16 protein-coding genes are annotated in these 17435 nt (G+C 64.4%); 10 read left to right on the forward strand and 6 right to left on the reverse strand.

Annotation, left to right across the window (positions count from 1 at the left end; genetic code table 11):
• Positions 1-23: 23 nt before the first annotated feature.
• From dut to QAZ22_RS00900, 4 genes are all read left to right on the forward strand, one after another.
• The gene (gene dut / locus QAZ22_RS00885) at positions 24-509 is read left to right on the forward strand and encodes a dUTP diphosphatase (protein WP_278205070.1); all 486 of its coding nucleotides are present in this window, start codon (positions 24-26) and stop codon (positions 507-509) included.
• A complete protein-coding gene (locus tag QAZ22_RS00890) occupies positions 509-1174 on the forward strand; it encodes an HAD family phosphatase (protein ID WP_278205072.1) in 666 nt (221 codons plus the stop codon). The genes dut and QAZ22_RS00890 overlap by 1 nt, the downstream gene beginning before the upstream one ends.
• 276 nt (positions 1175-1450) lie before the next feature.
• Positions 1451-2305 carry a hypothetical protein gene (locus tag QAZ22_RS00895; protein ID WP_278205073.1) on the forward strand — a complete coding sequence of 285 codons (855 nt, stop codon included), beginning with the start codon at positions 1451-1453 and terminating at the stop codon, positions 2303-2305.
• Between the two features lie 80 nt (positions 2306-2385).
• A complete protein-coding gene (locus QAZ22_RS00900; RefSeq protein WP_278205074.1) occupies positions 2386-3192 on the forward strand; it encodes an oxaloacetate decarboxylase in 807 nt (268 codons plus the stop codon).
• Between the two features lie 113 nt (positions 3193-3305).
• Here QAZ22_RS00900 and QAZ22_RS00905 read toward each other — a convergent pair whose 3' ends face one another.
• Both QAZ22_RS00905 and QAZ22_RS00910 read right to left on the reverse strand, forming a co-directional pair.
• Positions 3306-3992 carry a sulfate transporter family protein gene (locus QAZ22_RS00905; RefSeq protein WP_278205075.1) on the reverse strand — a complete coding sequence of 229 codons (687 nt, stop codon included), beginning with the start codon at positions 3990-3992 and terminating at the stop codon, positions 3306-3308.
• Between the two features lie 65 nt (positions 3993-4057).
• Positions 4058-4942 (reverse strand): EamA family transporter, encoded by an 885-nt coding sequence (locus QAZ22_RS00910; protein WP_278205076.1) that lies wholly within the window; start codon positions 4940-4942, stop codon positions 4058-4060.
• Between the two features lie 312 nt (positions 4943-5254).
• On the opposite strand from QAZ22_RS00910, the gene QAZ22_RS00915 reads away from it, so the two are divergent.
• The 3 genes from QAZ22_RS00915 to QAZ22_RS00925 all read left to right on the forward strand — a co-directional run bounded on the left by QAZ22_RS00915 (position 5255) and on the right by QAZ22_RS00925 (position 8697).
• Positions 5255-6247, forward strand: coding sequence for an adenosine kinase (locus tag QAZ22_RS00915; protein WP_278205077.1), 993 nt, complete (start codon positions 5255-5257; stop codon positions 6245-6247).
• Between the two features lie 232 nt (positions 6248-6479).
• Positions 6480-7184, forward strand: coding sequence for an antitoxin Xre/MbcA/ParS toxin-binding domain-containing protein (locus QAZ22_RS00920; protein WP_278205078.1), 705 nt, complete (start codon positions 6480-6482; stop codon positions 7182-7184).
• A 382-nt stretch (positions 7185-7566) separates the two neighbouring features.
• Positions 7567-8697 (forward strand): porin, encoded by a 1131-nt coding sequence (locus QAZ22_RS00925; RefSeq protein WP_278205079.1) that lies wholly within the window; start codon positions 7567-7569, stop codon positions 8695-8697.
• A gap of 71 nt (positions 8698-8768) precedes the next feature.
• On the opposite strand, the gene QAZ22_RS00930 is transcribed toward QAZ22_RS00925, so the two are convergent.
• Positions 8769-11048 (reverse strand): NADP-dependent malic enzyme, encoded by a 2280-nt coding sequence (locus tag QAZ22_RS00930; protein ID WP_278205080.1) that lies wholly within the window; start codon positions 11046-11048, stop codon positions 8769-8771.
• Between the two features lie 243 nt (positions 11049-11291).
• On the opposite strand from QAZ22_RS00930, the gene mutS reads away from it, so the two are divergent.
• The 3 genes from mutS to QAZ22_RS00945 all read left to right on the forward strand — a co-directional run bounded on the left by mutS (position 11292) and on the right by QAZ22_RS00945 (position 15192).
• The gene (gene mutS / locus QAZ22_RS00935) at positions 11292-14018 is read left to right on the forward strand and encodes a DNA mismatch repair protein MutS (RefSeq protein ID WP_278207758.1); all 2727 of its coding nucleotides are present in this window, start codon (positions 11292-11294) and stop codon (positions 14016-14018) included.
• A 74-nt stretch (positions 14019-14092) separates the two neighbouring features.
• Complete coding sequence (locus QAZ22_RS00940) at positions 14093-14557, forward strand: nuclear transport factor 2 family protein (protein ID WP_278205081.1); 465 nt, start codon at positions 14093-14095, stop codon at positions 14555-14557.
• Between the two features lie 65 nt (positions 14558-14622).
• On the forward strand, positions 14623-15192 hold the full coding sequence (locus QAZ22_RS00945; protein WP_278205083.1) for a TetR/AcrR family transcriptional regulator: 570 nt from the start codon (positions 14623-14625) through the stop codon (positions 15190-15192).
• Between the two features lie 9 nt (positions 15193-15201).
• On the opposite strand, the gene QAZ22_RS00950 is transcribed toward QAZ22_RS00945, so the two are convergent.
• The 3 genes from QAZ22_RS00950 to QAZ22_RS00960 form a co-directional block, all read right to left on the reverse strand.
• Complete coding sequence (locus QAZ22_RS00950) at positions 15202-15861, reverse strand: MBL fold metallo-hydrolase (RefSeq protein ID WP_278205084.1); 660 nt, start codon at positions 15859-15861, stop codon at positions 15202-15204.
• Between the two features lie 193 nt (positions 15862-16054).
• On the reverse strand, positions 16055-16900 hold the full coding sequence (locus QAZ22_RS00955) for an aldo/keto reductase (protein WP_278205086.1): 846 nt from the start codon (positions 16898-16900) through the stop codon (positions 16055-16057).
• Between the two features lie 141 nt (positions 16901-17041).
• Positions 17042-17431: a DUF305 domain-containing protein gene (locus tag QAZ22_RS00960; protein ID WP_278205087.1), complete on the reverse strand. Its 390-nt coding sequence runs from the start codon at positions 17429-17431 to the stop codon at positions 17042-17044.
• Positions 17432-17435 lie beyond the last annotated feature (4 nt).

Below are 17435 nucleotides of genomic sequence, written 5' to 3' on the forward strand. Positions count from 1 at the left end.
TTCGCGACGATAGGAATGGGCTCATGCGCACCGCTGTCTATCCTTCCTCCGTCATCGGCCCCACCGTCGGTTTCGTCAGGCTTCCGCACGGCGAAGGCCTGCCGTTGCCTGCCTATGAAAGCACGGGCGCGGCCGGCATGGACCTGCGCGCCGCGGTGCCTGAAGACCGGCCGCTGCTCATCCTGCCGGGAAAACGCGCGCTGGTGCCGACCGGGCTGATCCTGGAAATCCCTGAAGGCATGGAAGGCCAGGTGCGGCCTCGTTCCGGTCTCGCCTTCAAGCATGGCCTGACCGTCCTAAACACGCCCGGCACCATCGACAGCGACTATCGCGGCGAGGTGAAGGTGCTGCTGATCAACCTTGGCGACGAGGATTTCGCCGTGACGCGCGGCATGCGCATCGCCCAGATCGTGTTCGCCGCGGTGACGCAGGTCGCCAGCGAGGAGCGCGCGCTCGCCGGCGGCACGACGCGTGGAGCCGGCGGGTTCGGGTCGACCGGCACGGCCTGATGTTCAGGCCCCTTCCAGAGCTGGTCATCTTCGACTGCGACGGGGTTCTGGTCGACACCGAGAACCTTGCCAACAAACGTCTGGCGGAATGGCTTTCCGAGGCCGGCTTTCAAACCACATTCGAATATTGCCGCAAGCACTTTTCCGGCCGCAGCATGGTCTCGGTGCAGAAGGAGATCGAAGCGGCGACCGAGGTCAGGCTCGGCGTCGACTTCGTCGAGCGCTGGAATGCCGGCCTGCCGGACCTGTTCGCGCACGGCGTCGAGGCGATCCCTCACGTCCGCGACTTCATCGACAAGGTAAGCGCCGCCGGCATCGCTTATTGCGTGGCTTCATCGGCGCGGGTCTCGAAGATGCATATCACGCTCGGCCAGACCGGACTTTTGCCGCTGTTCGAGCACGCCATGTTCTCCTCCACCATGGTCGGACGCGGCAAGCCGTTCCCCGACCTGTTCCTTCATGCCGCCAAGACGATGGGCTTCGCGCCGGGCGACTGCATCGTCATCGAGGACAGCGTCGCCGGCACGCAGGCCGGCATTGCCGCCGGCATGCGCGTGTTCTCCTATCATGCGGATCCATTCTCCGACCCGGACGGCCTGGCCGCGGCCGGCGGCATCCTCTTCGACGACATGCGCGAACTGGCGGAACTGGTGCCAATTCCCTGATCGCGTTCCAGCTGCGCGCCGCGAAACTCCGTGCCAGAGCAGCTCATCGTTTCACGGAAACGCCGAGCTTGCTCCAGCTATTTCTTTTTACGCAATTCCGGACGGAAAACCGCTTCACACTTTTCCTGGAATTGCTTCTTTTTTACGCAATTCCGGACGGAAAACCGTTACACACTTTTCCTGGAATTGCTTCTTTTTACGCAATTCCGGACGGAAAACCGCTTCACACTTTTCCTGGAATTGCTCTAGCGTGAGCGCCTTCGAGGGGCGCTTTCCATGACTTCCGTATTATCCCGTCTCGTGCTTGCGTGCATGCTGCTGCCGTGCCTGTGGATGGCGGCGGACGCGCAAGCCGTCAGCTTTCCGGAGCTGAACAGCGCCATTCCCGGCCATCAGGACGTCACCTATCTCGACCTTGCCAGGATGATCGTCCCCGATCTCGCCGCCGGCGATGACGGTTTCTTCAAGGGAAGCGCGCCGATCGAGATGCGCCATATCCTCGGCGGCGACGAGGGCGGCTCGCCGCCCGAGACCATCAACCTGCCGAACGCCGCCGTTCTTTCCATCAAGGCCGGCGGCAGGGAGCGGCTGACCATGCTTTTCGACCTCGGGCAGGCGCAAGACAGCGCCGAAGGATTTGCGGTGCTGGCGCTCTACGATCTTTCAGGCAAGCCGAGGCTGCTCGACGCAGTCAATGTCGGAACCGACCAGAGCAGCTATTTTCGCGATCCCGGCAAGCTCGCGCTCGGCCCCGGCGACGACGCGCTCATCACCATGAGCACGCATTTCAATTCGAACCAGGGTTATGTCAGCACGATCCTGATCCGGATCCGTGACGACCGTTTCGAGCCGATCGATCAGATCGACACGTTCGACGAGAATGTCTGTGCCTACAGGCGCACGCAGGACCTGTCCTTCCAGACGCCCGGTGATGAAAAGCCCTACGCGGCGATCAAGGCGACGGTGACCGATGCCACCGTGCCGAGCGGCGAAAACTGCGAGGAGCCACCGCCCGAAGCCGCCTCGCGCGCCATCTCGGTCACCTATCGTTGGGACAAGGCCAAGTCGCGTTATGCGAAGGATTCAGACGCCTTCGAGAAATTGGCAGCAGAGAACGCCGAACGCTTCTGAACCGACCGCATTCGTTTGCCCGGGCCGGCGGGCCGCGATAAATTCCCCCTACAACCCCCTCTCATGATTGAGGAGCCGCCATGGACAAGGGCAAGATTTTTCGCGATCTGCATGCCTCCACTTTCGTCATGCCCAACCCCTGGGATGTCGGCACGACGAAGCTTCTGACCTCTTTCGGCTTCAAGGCGCTGGCCACGACCAGCGCCGGTTTCGCCTTCTCGCGCGGCCTGCCTGACGGCGCCGTGACGTTCGAGGCCATGATCCACCATTGCCGCGAGGTGACGGCGGCGACCGAGCTGCCGGTTTCGGCCGACCTCGAACGCGGCAAGGGCGACAGCCCCGAGCAGGCGGCCGAAACCATCTTCGCGGCCGAGGCAGCCGGCCTTGCCGGCTGCTCCATCGAGGACCATACCGGCGACCCCGACAACCCGATCTATGAGTTCTCGCATGCCGTCGAACGCGTCGCCGCGGCCGTCGAGGCCGCCCGGGCGCTCAAGCACGATTTCGTCTTCACCGCGCGGGCCGAGAACTTCCTGTGGGGCAAGACCGATCTCGACGACACGATCAAGCGGCTGCAGGCCTTCGAGAAGGCGGGCGCGGACGTGCTCTATGCGCCGGGCCTGGGCGACGTCGACACGGTGCGGACAGTGTGTTCGGCGGTGACCAAGCCGGTCAACATCATGGCGCGGCCCGGCTTCACCGTCGCCGACCTTGCCATGGCCGGCGTCAAACGTATCTCGCTTGGACCGTGGCTGACGAACTTCGCCTATGGCATGCTGGAAACGGCGGCGCGCGAAATCCAGCAGGAGGGCACTTTCGATTTTACCCGCGCGGCCATGCCGTTCGGCAAGCTGCAGACACTGTTTCGCGAGGGTGGTGCCGAATAGGTCAGACCGGCTAGAGCAGTTCATCGTTTCACGGAAACGCTGAACTGCTCTAACTTTTTGTTTTTTACGCAATTCCGGACGGAAAACCGTTACACACTTTTCCTGGAATTGCGCTAGCGCGCGGACACAGCCTTGTGCAGATGCACCATCATGGCGGCGGCAAAGAGCGGCGTCAAAAGGTTGAGCAGCGGCACGGCAAGGAAGACGGCGACCACCAGTCCAGCCAGGAACACCGTGCCGGCATATTTGCGGCGCAGCACCTTGGCCTCGGCCTCGGGGCGGAAGCGCATGGCGGCGAATTCGAAGAACTCGCGCCCGAGCAGATAGCCGTTGACGATAAAGAAGGCGGCGATGTTGATGCCCGGCACCAGGAGCAGCAGCAGGGCGACGACGTTGCCGATGATGACGACGCCGAAGAATTTGACTGCCAGCACCAGCGCGTGCAGCGCCGGGACGGGGCGGCCGGGCGGATCGCTCGGGTAATCGGTGCGCTCGACCACCTCGGCGACATCGTCGAGGAACAGGCCGGCAATGATTGCCGTCACCGGCGCGATGAGCAGCGCCATCCCGGCCGCCAGGACGATGCCGGCGATGATGGCGCCGAGCCAGCCGGCCCAGGCCGGCAGCCCGGGCACAAATGTCTGCAGCCACGGCCAGGCCAGCCACTCGAGCAGGCTCTCGATGCCGAACCACAGCGCCACCAGGGCCAGCAAGGTCAATCCGAGCGTCTTCAGGAAGACGGAGCGGAATTCGGGCGAGAAGAGCCGGCTGGCGGCGGCGCGGGCAGCGTCTAGGATCACGGCAGGTCCAGGCCCTTATCGAGGAACGACGTTGCCGAGATAGGCGGGGTTGTCGCCCAGCGCAACTACCGCGCAAGCCTGATCTGACGAGCCGGAATGGTCATGGCGGCGACGCCGACGACAACAAAGGCCATGCCAAGCCAGGCCGTTGGCCCGAGGCTTTCGCCGAGAAAGACGGCGCCGATGCCGACGCCGATCGGCACGCGCAGATAGGCCTGCGAGGTGGTGCCGACCGAGCCCAGCGTGTGGATGAGCCGGAAGAAGATCGAGAAGGCGAGCGCGGTCGAGAAGATCGAAAGCCCGAAGAGCGCCAGGATCGACGCCGTCGATGGCGTCAATGCCCAGGGCCGGTCGAAGACGAGGCTCAAGGGAATCAGGATCGCGGCGCCGCAGATCATCGAGCCGGCGGCCGGCAGCATCGGGTCGAGCCCCCTGAAATTGCGCCCGAAAATGGCGGCGCCCGCATAGCTGACGGTAGCCGCGATGACGGCGAGCTGCGCCCAGAGTTGATGGCCGAGACCGCCAAGCGCCTCGGTGCCGACGATGAGGCAAATACCGGCGATGCCGGCACCGACGCCGACCAGCTTGCGCAGGGTCACCGGCTCGTGACGCGTGATCAGCGCGGTCAACAGAAAGGTGAAGATCGGCGACGTGGCGTTGAGGATGGTGGCAAGGCCGGCGTCGATCGAGCGTTCGGCAGCGGCGATCAGCGTGAAAGGAATGACGCTGTTGAGGCAGGCCTGGAACATGAAGCGGCGCCAGTTCACCGCGTCCCGCGGCATGGCGAGGCCGCGCCAGCGGATGAGGCCAAGCAGAATGGCGCCCGCGATCAACGTGCGGCCGGCGATGAAGGTCACCGGCGGGATCGTCTCGACGCCGATCTTGATGAATGTGTAGGAGGCACCCCACAATACCGCCAGCACGGCCAGCAGCGCCAGTTCGGTGGTCATCCCGGTCTTTCGGACATTTTGTGGTTCGCGCCTTCAGCCTGTTGCCGGAAACCATCCGCTTCTAGCTTACGGCGCGGCGGAACCGTTTCGATGACGGTGAAACCATAGCTGCGAGCCACGCAACTGTTATGAGCCAGTTCGACGCGAACGCTGCCGCAGCCGGCGAACAATCGCGGCCAAGATCGGCACGATGCAAAGCGACGCCGATTTTCGGGGTAGGCAAAGTGTCTGCAAGCCGCTAGACCCGCGCCCGGCCGGCATGCCAGAAAGCCGGTGGGGCAGAAAGCCGGTGGGTCGTTGGCGGAGACATTGATGCCGAAATATGACGTGCTTTGCATCGGCAATGCCATTGTCGACATCATCGCGCAGTGCGACGAGGCCTTTCTCGAAACCAACGGCATCATCAAGGGCGCGATGAACCTCATCGACACCAGGCGCGCCGAGCTGCTCTATGCCCGCATGGGACCGGCGATCGAGGCTTCGGGCGGCAGCGCCGGCAACACGGCGGCGGGGGTGGCGAGCTTCGGCGGCCGCGCCGCCTTTTTCGGCAAGGTGTCGAACGATGCGCTCGGCGACATCTACACCCACGATATCCACGCCCAAGGCGTGGCCTTCGACACCAAGCCGCTCAAGGGCGAGCCGCCGACGGCGCGCTCGATGATCTTCGTCACGCCTGACGGCGAGCGCTCGATGAACACCTATCTCGGCGCCTGCGTCGAGCTCGGACCGGAAGACGTCGAGGCCGACAAGGCTGCGGGCGCCAAGGTCACCTATTTCGAGGGTTATCTGTGGGATCCGCCGCGCGCCAAGGAGGCGATCCGGCAGACCGCGAGGCTGGCGCATGCGGCCGGGCGCGAAGTGTCGATGACGCTGTCGGATTCCTTCTGCGTCGACCGCTACCGCGACGAGTTCCTCGAACTGATGCGGTCGGGCACGGTCGATATCGTTTTCGCCAACAGCCACGAGATCAAGTCGCTCTACCAGACCTCTTCGTTCGAGGACGCGCTGGCGGCGATACGCAAGGACTGCAAGATCGCCGCCGTCACCCGCTCGGAAAAGGGTTCGGTGATCGTGCGCGGCGACGAGACCGTGACCATCGAGGCGACGAAGATCAAGGAACTGGTCGACACGACCGGCGCTGGCGACCTCTATGCCGCCGGCTTCCTCTACGGCTACACGACCGGGCGCAGTCTCCAGGATTGCGGCGATCTCGGCTCGCTGGCGGCCGGGCTGGTGATCCAGCAGATCGGCCCGCGGCCACGCCAGAATCTGCGCCGCGAGGCGGAACAGGCCGGGCTGCTGTAGCGACAGCGACGCTCCCGCGTCTGTCGCGCTGCTGTCACAGAGCGCTTCTACTGGCAATCTGGGCGTTGCCGCGACTGACATTTCGGGACGCCCGCAGCGTTGGGGTGTCAAAATGCAAGACAGCAACCTTTACGGTCGCTGCATCTGTTGCCGTTGCGATTGCCGCTTTCCGTTGTAGCCGTTCAAAAACCAGCCGCGGCTAGGGGGAGAGCGCGGCGCGCAAGACAGATGCATGACCAGATTTCAGAATCCGCCTGAAGGAATTTCGCAAGAAGCCTTGGCAGGCCTCGTGGCCGAGGCCGTGCAGCAGGCATTGATGCAGCGTGGGGTCCTGCTGGATGCCGAAGCCCTGGTTTCCGCCAGCGCGATGGCTGGCGCGGTTGCCGCCGCCCTTCCCTTCCTGCCGCACGCGCAACGGCTTGCGATCGCCTCCTCGAAAGGCGGCTGGACCGAGCTGATGTCCGAGTTTTTCCGCGCGACGGCGGAAAAGATCGCGCGCGCCGACCAGGCAGGCGCCGAAAGTGTGGACGAAAGCCCGACGGCAGGGCCCGGCAAACCTGCTTCCCGACCTTTGGCCGAGCGAGCCTCCGAGATACAGTCGATGCTCATCGAAGATTGGGCCGGCGAGGTTGCCGGGTCGACCTATCTGGAAGAGAGATTGCGCATACCCCGTTCGACGCTGCATCGCTGGCAAAGGCGCGGCGAGGTCGTCGCGCTCCGCAAGGGCGGCCGCAAACATGTCTTCCCGCTCGCCCAATTCGTCGACGGCAGGCCGGCTCCGGGCATAGGCGAGGTATTGGCGGCGATCACCAATCCGAGGCTGGCCTGGTTCTGGCTCACTCGCCCGTCCGCCGAGCTGGGCGGCCGCATCCCCATCGAAATGCTGCGCGAGGACATGATCGAGGATGTGGTTCGCATCGCGCGCGGCTTGTCCTGATCCGCGATTTCCAACGTGGCCCCTATGTTTTTGACGCGCCGCTTTCAGAAACATTAGCGGGTTATCTTTCTGTCATAAAAATGTAACAAACGGCACATCTGGCACGTTTACCAGCTTAGATTTTCGTGCCTTACGTATATCTTGTGCAAGATGTGCCATTCTTACAAATATGTGACGTGATATTTGCGCAACAAGACTTTTCCAAGAGCCGAAACAGCCGTTTTCCAGCCACAATCTCTGTTGTATGCGACCGCCAATTAGGTCATGTCGAGGACGAAGAAGCGGCGCCGGTGCGCGGCTTTTTCAACGATGGGGACGGGGGTGGCAAAAGCTGGATGGCTTGTCAGGCCTGTCTTGAACCTTTGACTGGAGATTCAAGAAAATGAACATCAAGAGCCTTCTACTCGGCTCCGCTGCGGCACTGATCGCAGTTTCGGGCGCCCGCGCCGCCGACGCGGTCACCGTCGCCGAGCCGGAACCGGCCGAATACGTCAAGATCTGCGACGTCTATGGCGCGGGTTACTTCTACATCCCCGGCACCGAGACCTGCCTGCGCATCGGCGGCTACGTCCGCTATGACGCTGGCGTTGGCGATGTCGGCTCCTTCGACGGCCGCACGGCTACCGACCATGAGGACGGTGACGCCCAGGACTCTTGGAAGAAGAACGCCCGCTTCACGCTGAAGACCTGGACCGGCCAGGAGACCGAGCTCGGCACGTTGAAGACCTATACCGAGACAAAATTCGACTTCTCGAATGGCGGCCCCACGTCTACTCCTAAGCTGAGCTTCGCCTGGATCCAGCTCGGCGGCCTGCGCGTCGGTAAGGACGAAACGCCTTACGATCAGTTCATCGGCTACGCCGGCAACGTCATCCAGGACACGATCATCCCGTACGGCATCAAAGATACCAATGTCGTCAGCTACTACTTCGACGCCGGCAGCGGCTTCTCGGGCGTGATCTCGCTCGAAGAGGGCTCGGACGGTTCAGGCATATCCGGCACGATCGACAGCTATGTTCCGCATGTCGTCGGCGGCTTGAAGTACAAAGGCGACTGGGGCGCGGTCACCGGCGTCGTGGCCTATGACAGCAACTACGAGGAAGTGGCCGGCAAGGTTCGCTTGGACGTCAATGTCACCAAGGAGCTGTCGCTGTTCATCATGGGCGGCTACGGCACGGACGACAACCTCACCGACGACGCCGGCAACGTCATCGACGCTCATGGCCGCGGCTTCTACAAGCCGTGGGGCGGCAACTGGGCCGTCTGGGGCGGCGGCACCTACAAGTTCAACGACAAGACCTCGTTCAACCTGCAGGCCTCGGCTGACGACGACAAGAACTACGCGCTCGCAGCCAACATCGCTTACACCATCGTTCCGGGCTTCACGATCACGACCGAAGTCGACTGGGATCACTACGGTCACTTCGGCGACGGCACCTCGGCCGTCAACTGGACCAAGGCCGACAAGAAGAACAGCGTCGGCGGCATCGTCCGCTTCCAGCGCTCGTTCTGATCGAACCTGCTATCTCGACAAGGAAGGCCCGCGGCATCGCCGTGGGCCTTTTTGTTGTCTGGGCTGAAGGTTCAATTCCCCGCCGTATAGGCCGCGATCGCCGCCATGTTGACGATGTCACTATCCTTGGCGTTGAGCGAGACGATCTGCACCGGCTTGTTCAGGCCGACCAGCAGCGGGCCGATGACGGTCGAGCCGCCGAGCTCCTGCAGCATCTTGGTCGAGATCGAGGCCGAGTGGAATGCCGGCATCACCAGCACATTGGCCGGACCGGTGAGCCTGATGAATGGATACTGCGCCATGGCGCGAGGGTTCAGCGCCACGTCGGCGGCCATCTCGCCGTCATATTCGAAATCGACGCGGCGCTTGTCGAGGATGCGCACCGCCTCCTGTATCCGCTCCGAGCGCTCGCCCTGCGGGTGGCCGAAGGTGGAATAGGCGAGCATGGCGAGCCTGGGCTCATAGCCCATGCGGCGGGCAAAGCCCGCGGCCTCCTCGGCGATGTCGGCGATCTGCTCGGCATTCGGCATGTCGTGCACGGCGGTGTCGGCGATCATCACGGTGCGGCCGCGCGCGAGCACGATCGAGGCGCCGATGACGCGATGGCCGGGTTTGGCGTCGATGACGCGGCGCACGTCGTCGAGCGCGGTGGAATAGTTGCGCGTCACGCCGGTGACGATGCCGTCGGCGTCGCCCAGCGCCACCATGCAGGCGGCGAAATGGTTGCGGTCGTTGTTGATCAGGCGCTGACAGTCGCGGAACAGGAAGCCTTTCCGCTGCATGCGCTCGTAGAGATAGTCGGTGTAGATGCCGTTGCGGCGCGACAGCCTGGCATTGATGATCTCGAGGCCCTGCTTGTTGAGGTCGATGCCGGCGTTGCGCGCGTTCTCCTTGATGACGTCGTCGCGGCCGAGCAGGATCGCGGTGCCGAGCTTCTGGTTCGCATAGGAGACGGCGGCGCGCATCACCTGCTCTTCCTCGCCCTCGGCGAAGACGATGCGCTTGGGCTGGCGGCGGACGCGGTCGTAGATGCGCTGGAGCGTCGAGGCGATCGGATCGCGGCGGGCGGACAGCTCCTGCGCATAGCGGTCGAGGTCGAGGATCGGCTTGCGGGCAACGCCCGAGTCCATCGCGGCCTTGGCCACCGCCAGCGGGATCGCCGAGATCAAGCGCGGATCGAACGGCACGGGAATGATGTAGTTGGGACCGAATTTCGGCCGGTTGCCTTGATAGGCCGCCGCCACGTCGTCCGGCACATCCTGGCGCGCAAGCTCGGCCAGCGCGCGCGCGGCGGCGATCTTCATCTCGTCGTTGATGGTGGTGGCCCGGACATCGAGCGCGCCGCGGAAGATATAGGGGAAGCCCAAGACATTGTTGACCTGGTTCGGGTAATCCGATCGGCCGGTCGCCATGATGGCATCGGTGCGGATCTCGCCCACTTCCTCGGGCGTGATCTCCGGATCGGGATTGGCCATGGCGAAGATGATCGGGTTCTTGGCCATGGATTGCACCATGGCGGGTGTCAGCGTGCCCTTGGCGGAGAGGCCGAGGAAAACGTCGGCGCCGTCCAGCGCCTCGGCCAGGCTGCGCGCCTCGGTCTTGACCGCATGCGCCGACTTCCACTGGTTCATGCCTTCGGTGCGGCCCTGGAAGACCACGCCCTTGGTGTCGCACAGGATGATGTTTTCCGGCGAAAAGCCCATCGCCTTCATCAATTCGATGCAGGCGATGCCGGCGGCGCCGGCGCCGTTGCAGACCATCTTCGTGGTCTTCATGTCGCGGCCGGTGATCTCCAGCGCGTTGATCAGCCCGGCGGAAGAGATGATGGCGGTGCCGTGCTGGTCGTCATGGAAGACCGGGATGTCCATCAGCTCGCGCAGGCGCTGCTCTATGATGAAGCATTCCGGCGCCTTGATGTCCTCGAGATTGATGCCGCCGAAGGAGGGCCCGAGGAAGCGCACGCAGTTGATGAACTCCTCGGCATCCTCGGTCGCCACTTCGAGGTCGATGGAATCGACATCGGCGAAGCGCTTGAACAGCACCGCCTTGCCTTCCATCACCGGCTTCGAGGCCAGCGCGCCGAGATTGCCGAGGCCGAGAATGGCAGTGCCGTTGGAGATGACGGCGACCATGTTGCCGCGCGCGGTATAATCGAAGGCGCGGCTCGGATCCTCGGCGATGGCGCGCACGGGAACGGCGACGCCCGGCGAATAGGCGAGGCTGAGATCGCGCTGGGTGGCCATCGGCTTGGTGGCGACGATCTCCAGCTTGCCTGGCCGCCCCATGGCGTGGAATTCGAGCGCCTCCTGCGCGCTGACGGAGGGCCCGCTGTTTTCGGTTTTCCTGGCCATGATGCTCTTGATTTCCTCGCCTGTGCGGCACCGCTTGGGACGGGTGCTTTCTTATGGATTCCCGAATTAAGGCTACACGCGGCCACTGTAAACCGACAAGCCCGGCGAAGCTGCTTCAAGGCGCACGGGCCCAGGGATTGCCGAGGCTCAATTGGCAGCAGGCTCGCGGTTTCCCCTGCTTTTCGAGCGCCCGGCATTAAACCGCGTTGTCACATCTGCTAGCGTTCCGGCATGAACATGCACATGCCGACCGACCCCGACGCGCAGGAAACGACGACGCCGGCGCCCGCCATGGGCACCGTCACGCCGATGATGGAGCAGTATATCGAGATCAAGGCGGCGAACCCGGATTCGCTGCTCTTCTACCGCATGGGCGATTTCTACGAGCTGTTCTTCGACGACGCCGAGAAGGCTAGCCAGGCGCTCGGCATCGTTTTGACCCGGCGCGGCAAGCACCAGGGCCACGACATTCCAATGTGCGGCGTGCCGGTGCATGCGGCGGACGACTATCTGCAGAAGCTGATCGCGCAAGGCTTTCGCGTTGCGGTGTGCGAACAGATCGAGGATCCGGCCGAAGCCAAGAAACGCGGCTCGAAATCGGTGGTGCGCCGCGACGTGGTGCGGCTGGTCACGCCCGGCACCATCACCGAGGACAAGCTGCTCGCGCCCTCGGAATCGAGCTTTCTGATGGCGCTGGGGCGGGTGAGAGGCGGCAATGCGGCCAGCCAGGGCAGTTTCGCGCTGGCCTGGATCGACATCTCGACCGGCGCTTTCCGCGTCGCCGAGACGACGGCGGAGCGGCTGCTTGCCGACATCTTCCGCGTCGATCCGCGCGAGCTGATCGTCGCCGAGCCGGTGTTCCACGACCCGGAGCTGCGGCCGGTCTTCGACGTGCTCGGACGGGTCGCCAACCCGCAGCCGCCGTCGCTGTTCGATTCAGCGTCGGCCACGGGCCGCATCGCCCGCTTCTTCGATGTGGCGACGCCGGACAGTTTCGGCACCTTCTCGCGCGCCGAGCTGTCGGCGATCTCGGGCGCCATCGCCTATGTCGAGAAGACGCAGAAGGCCGAGCGGCCGCCGCTGTCGCGCCCCGAGCGCGAGGAGAGCGGCTCGACGCTGTTCATCGATCCGGCGACACGCGCCAATCTGGAACTCCTGCGCACGCTGTCCGGCAGCCGCGACGGCTCGCTGTTCAAGGCGATCGACCGCACGGTGACCGGCGGCGGCGCAAGGCTGCTTGCCGACCGGCTGATGGCGCCGCTGACCGATCCGGCGGCGATCACGGCAAGACTGGATTCGGTCTCGTTCTTCCGGGCCGAGACGCAGCTTTGCCAAGGCTTGCGTGCGAACCTGAAAAGCGTCGCCGACATGCCGCGAGCGCTATCCCGGCTGGCGCTCAACCGCGGTGGCCCCCGCGACCTCGGCGGGCTGCGCGCCGGCTTCGAGGCGGCGGCGGCGATTGCCGGGCTGTTCGCGGCGACGGACCTGCCCGCAGAGCTCGCCGCGGCGCTCGCGGCGATCAAGGCCTTGCCCGAGGCGCTGGCCCGCCATCTCAGCGAAGCACTCGACGACGAGCTGCCGCTCATCAAGCGCGACGGCGGCTTCGTGCGCTCCGGTTATCATGCCGAACTGGACGAGATGCGGGCGCTGCGCGACGAGTCGCGAAAAGTGATCGCCGGGCTGGAGCGCTCGCTGATCGAGGAGACCGGCATCCGCTCGTTGAAGATCCGGCACAACAACGTGCTCGGCTACTATATCGAGGTGACGGCCAACCATCACTCGATCATGACCGGCAGCGATGCGGCCAAGGCGCGCTTCATCCATCGCCAGACCATGGCCAACGCCATGCGCTTCACGACGACGGAACTGGCCGAGCTGGAATCGAAGATCGCCAATGCCGCCGACCGGGCGCTCGGCATCGAGCTTGCCGCGTTCGACCGACTGACGGCGGAGGTGGTCGGCGAGGCGGACAGCATCCGCGCCGGCGCCGAGGCGCTCGCCGTGCTCGACGTGTCGTCGGCGCTGGCACTGCTTTCCGAGAGCGAAGGCTGGTGCCGACCGGCGGTCGATGCCAGCCTCGCCTTCGAGATTTCCGGCGGGCGGCATCCGGTCGTGGAACAGGCGCTCAGGCGTTCCGGCGAGGGGCCATTCGTCGCCAATGACTGCGACCTCTCGCCGGAAGGCGGCGCGAAGGCGGGCGCCATCTGGCTGCTCACCGGTCCGAACATGGGCGGCAAGTCGACGTTCCTCAGGCAAAACGCGCTGATCGCCATCCTTGCCCAGACCGGCTCCTTCGTGCCGGCCGAGAGCGCCCATATCGGCGTCGTCGACCGGCTGTTCTCGCGCGTCGGCGCTTCGGACGATCTGGCGCGCGGCCGCTCGACCTTCATGGTCGAGATGGTCGAGACGGCGGCGATCCTCAACCAGGCGGGCGAGCGGGCGCTCGTCATCCTCGACGAGATCGGCCGCGGCACCGCTACCTTCGACGGCCTGTCGATCGCCTGGGCGGCGGTCGAATATCTGCACGAGAAGAACCGCTGCCGGGCGATCTTCGCCACCCATTTCCACGAGATGACGGCGCTGGCCGGCAAGTTGTCGCGGCTCTCCAACGTCACCATGCGGGTCAAGGAATGGGAAGGCGACGTCGTCTTCCTGCACGAGGTCGGCAAGGGCGCAGCCGACCGCTCCTATGGCGTGCAGGTGGCACGACTCGCCGGCCTGCCGGAAGCGGTGGTGGCACGCGCCAGGCAAGTGCTGCACCAGTTGGAGGAAGGCGAGGTCTCGGGCAAGGCCAACCGGCTGGTCGACGACCTGCCGCTGTTTTCCGTGGCGGTGAAACGCGAAGCGCCTAAGCCGGCTAAGAACGACGCGCTGGGCGAAGCGCTCGGAGCGATCAATCCGGACGAAATGACGCCGCGCGAGGCGCTGGAGGCACTGTATCGGCTAAAGGGACTGGCGACAAAGCAATAACACCTGCCCCTTCGTTGACTAATTGTACCGTTCGGTACAATATCGGACCGACCGAACGAGGCCAGAAGATCAAGATGAGCCGTCCGCCATTGCCGCCCTTCACGGCCGAAACGGCCGCGCAAAAGGCGCGGCTCGCGGAAGATGCCTGGAACAGCCGCGACCCGGAGCGGGTTTCGCTCGCCTACACCGAGGACAGCGTCTGGCGGAACCGGGCGGAATTCATCTCAGGCCGCGGCGAGATCGTCGGCTTCCTCAAGCGCAAATGGGCGCGCGAGCTGGACTATCGCCTGATCAAGGAAGTGTGGACCTGGAACGAAAACCGCATCGCCGTGCGCTTCGCCTATGAATGGCGCGACGACAGCGGCCAGTGGTTCCGCTCCTACGGCAACGAGAACTGGGAATTCGACGAGGCCGGGCTGATGCGTCGCCGCGTGGCAAGCATCAACGACCTGCCGATCACGGAGCGTGAGCGGAAATATCATTGGCCGCTCGGCCGTCGGCCGGACGACCATCCCGGTCTTTCGGAACTCGGGCTTTAGAGCATGATCCCAAAAAGTGTGTAGCGGTTTTTGGAAAAGATCATGCTCAAACAAGAACGCTAAGCATGCGACGCATCGCTCCAGATCGCGACCAGTTGCTGGGGATCGTGGCCGAGGTTTTCCGTGAGCATGGCTATGAGGGCGCCAGCCTGGCCTTGATCGGCGAGGCGACGAGGCTGGGCAAGGGAAGCCTCTATCACTTCTTTCCCGGCGGCAAGGAGGAGATGGCGAGGGCCGTCATTGCCCATATCAATGGCTGGTTCGAGGACAATGTCTTTGCGCCGTTGCGCGACAGCGCCGATCCGCGGGCCGGGATCGGGCACATGCTCGAAGCGACGGACAGCTATTTCCGCTCGGGACGGCGCGTTTGCCTTATCGGCGCCTTCGCGCTGGATGAATCGCGCGACCTCTTCACCGGCCAAATAAGGGATTATTTCGGCCGCTGGGTCGCGCGTCTCGCCGAAGCGCTCGCGCGATCCGGACTCCGACCGGGCGAGGCCAGCGAGCTTGCCGAGGAAGCCGTCGCCGCCATCCAGGGCGCACTTACGCTTGCCCGGGCCGCCAATGACCTCGATGTATTCTCAAGGGCCTTGCGGCGGCTGCGGGTGCGGCTCGGGCTGCCGGCCGAGGTCTAGCCAAGCACCCTACAAGGGTTCGAAACGGAAACCTGTTTCGGTTCGGGAAACCTTGCCGACGCCCGGTGAATCGAGATGTGCTCCTGCGACGCACCAGGCGCTGTCCGCCGCAAGATCCAGGATGCGCAGCCGGGTTGTCCGCGCCCGGTCCTGGTTGGCGTCGAACTCCCATGCTACCTCCGGCCGATCGAACTGAAGCGACGGCACATGCACGAGGTCGCCCCAGACCAACAATGTTTCGCCGCCGCTCGTGACGCGAAAGCAGGTATGGCCGATTTCATGGCCGGGAGCGGCGATCGCCTCGATGTTCGCGCTCAGGCGCTGGCCAGGGTCCAAAGGCTCTGCCCGATCATGGAAGCGGCTCAACCTCGCTACCGACCGGAACATGTCGAGTTCAGGCCGAGGGACAAGCAAGCGGGCGAGCTGCGGGAAGCCGTCCCGGCCATCCGGACGGATGAGCCCGTGGATATGGTCGAGATGCGTGTGTGTAAAGGCAACCGTGCGTATCCGGTCGACGGCGATCTTCGCCTCGCTCAGCGCCCGCGGCAGAAAGCCCATCGTCGGACGCCAAGCATTCGAGGATCCCGTATCGATGAGCGTGATTTCTTCGCCGTCGTCAATGGCAAAGGCATTGACCGACAATCTCAAGGCGCCGTCGAAGAGCGGCACCTGCGAGGGAAGATCGTCGCCGAAGGGCTTGTCTCCCGGCTGGCGCAGTCGCCGGACCGGCATGTCGACATGGCCGTCGCGCAGCGACGTGACCGTCATGTCGCCGATTTTATAGGCTGTGTGACGAGGTCCGGCTGAAATTCGTTCCAACGCGTGCTCTCGGTTCAGTCGCAAAATCCGAAGTGCGGTTTCGTTAGATCATCTCCAGGCCGCGCTTGCGCGTCGGCGGCGGGAAGGCGCGGTCGAGCTCGGCAAGGTCTTCCGCCGTCAGAGCGATATCGAGCGCGGCGGCGTTCTGGCGGACATGCTCCTGGCGGCTGGCCTTCGGGATGGCGATGACGCCCTTCTGGGCCATCACCCAGGCGAGCGCGACCTGCGCGGCCGTGGCGTTGTGGCGGCCGGCCACCGCGTCGAGCCTGGCGTTGCGCGCCAGGGCGCCCTGCTCGACCGGCGAATAGGCTATCAGCGGGATGCCGCGCTTGAGACTCCAGGGCGCCAAGTCGAATTCCGGGCCGCGGCGCGAGAGGTTGTAGAGGATCTGGTTGGTCTGGACGTTGGCGCCCGAGGGCAGGCCGACCAGTTCCTCCATCTCGTCGGTGTCGAAATTGCTGACGCCCCAATGGCGGATCTTGCCGGCCGCCTTCAAGGCCTCGAAGGCCTCGATCGTTTCCGACAGCGGCACGCTGCCCGGCCAATGCAGCAGATAGAGATCGATGCGGTCGGTCGCCAGTCGCCTCAGACTGTTCTCGCAGGCCCGCTTCACGCCGGCGCGCGAGGCATTGGTCGGCAGCACCTTGGACACCAGAAAAGTCTCGTCGCGACGCCCGGCGATGGCCTCCGCCACCACCTCCTCGGCACCGCCGCCGGCATACATCTCCGCCGTATCGACGAGCGTGACGCCGAGGTCCAGCCCGAGCTTCAGCGCCGCGACCTCATCGGCGCGGCGGCGCCGATCCTCACCCATCTTCCATGTGCCTTGACCGAGCACCGGAACGGCTTCGCCGGACGGTAGGGTGGTGGTTCTGATTTCAGAAGACATGGACTTGGAAGAGATTGGCTTGGAAGACATGGGCTTGGAAGACATGGGGGGCTTGCTCCGCGTGAAGCCGGATCGCAGCACAACCATGCCTGCAAATCCAGACCGAAGTCCTCGCTTCGTCCGGATACCGGAGCGGAACGATCACTTCACGGGATGCTTGGCAAGCCAGTCCTGCATCTCTTTGATCTCGGCTTCCTGCGCCTTGACGACACCCTCGGCGAGCTTGCGGATCTCCGGGTCCTTGCCGTTGGCGATCACCACCTTGGCCATGTCGATCGCACCCTGATGGTGCGGGATCATGCCGCGCACGAAGTCGACATCGGCATTGCCGGTGTACTCGATCATCATGTCGCCGTGCATCTTGTCCATCGCCGCCTTGTAGCCAGCGGTGGCGGGGCTATCCGCGCCCATCGCCATGCCCGACATGTCGTGCTTCATCTCCTCGGTCCGCGCCGGAACGCTTTCGAGGAACACCGCGAGCAGCATTCCCGCCGCCATCAGCAGCAGCACGATCTTCTTGGCCAGGGTCATTCAG

Origin of the sequence: Mesorhizobium sp. WSM4906, from assembly GCF_029674625.1 — a bacterium.
Taxonomy (GTDB): Bacteria; Pseudomonadota; Alphaproteobacteria; order Rhizobiales; family Rhizobiaceae; genus Mesorhizobium.

Excerpts from the sequence above, each read along its gene's own strand:
- QAZ22_RS00955 (WP_278205086.1), bottom strand. The coding sequence starts at position 16,900 with ATGTCTTCTGAAATCAGAACCACCACCCTACCGTCCGGCGAAGCCGTT.
- QAZ22_RS00915 (WP_278205077.1), top strand. The coding sequence starts at position 5,255 with ATGCCGAAATATGACGTGCTTTGCATCGGCAATGCCATTGTCGACATC.
- QAZ22_RS00940 (WP_278205081.1), top strand. The coding sequence starts at position 14,093 with ATGAGCCGTCCGCCATTGCCGCCCTTCACGGCCGAAACGGCCGCGCAA.
- QAZ22_RS00960 (WP_278205087.1), bottom strand. The coding sequence starts at position 17,431 with ATGACCCTGGCCAAGAAGATCGTGCTGCTGCTGATGGCGGCGGGAATG.
- QAZ22_RS00890 (WP_278205072.1), top strand. The coding sequence starts at position 509 with ATGTTCAGGCCCCTTCCAGAGCTGGTCATCTTCGACTGCGACGGGGTT.
- QAZ22_RS00900 (WP_278205074.1), top strand. The coding sequence starts at position 2,386 with ATGGACAAGGGCAAGATTTTTCGCGATCTGCATGCCTCCACTTTCGTC.
- QAZ22_RS00945 (WP_278205083.1), top strand. The coding sequence starts at position 14,623 with ATGCGACGCATCGCTCCAGATCGCGACCAGTTGCTGGGGATCGTGGCC.
- QAZ22_RS00920 (WP_278205078.1), top strand. The coding sequence starts at position 6,480 with ATGACCAGATTTCAGAATCCGCCTGAAGGAATTTCGCAAGAAGCCTTG.
- QAZ22_RS00925 (WP_278205079.1), top strand. The coding sequence starts at position 7,567 with ATGAACATCAAGAGCCTTCTACTCGGCTCCGCTGCGGCACTGATCGCA.
- QAZ22_RS00895 (WP_278205073.1), top strand. The coding sequence starts at position 1,451 with ATGACTTCCGTATTATCCCGTCTCGTGCTTGCGTGCATGCTGCTGCCG.
- QAZ22_RS00910 (WP_278205076.1), bottom strand. The coding sequence starts at position 4,942 with ATGACCACCGAACTGGCGCTGCTGGCCGTGCTGGCGGTATTGTGGGGT.
- QAZ22_RS00930 (WP_278205080.1), bottom strand. The coding sequence starts at position 11,048 with ATGGCCAGGAAAACCGAAAACAGCGGGCCCTCCGTCAGCGCGCAGGAG.
- mutS (WP_278207758.1), top strand. The coding sequence starts at position 11,292 with ATGCCGACCGACCCCGACGCGCAGGAAACGACGACGCCGGCGCCCGCC.
- dut (WP_278205070.1), top strand. The coding sequence starts at position 24 with ATGCGCACCGCTGTCTATCCTTCCTCCGTCATCGGCCCCACCGTCGGT.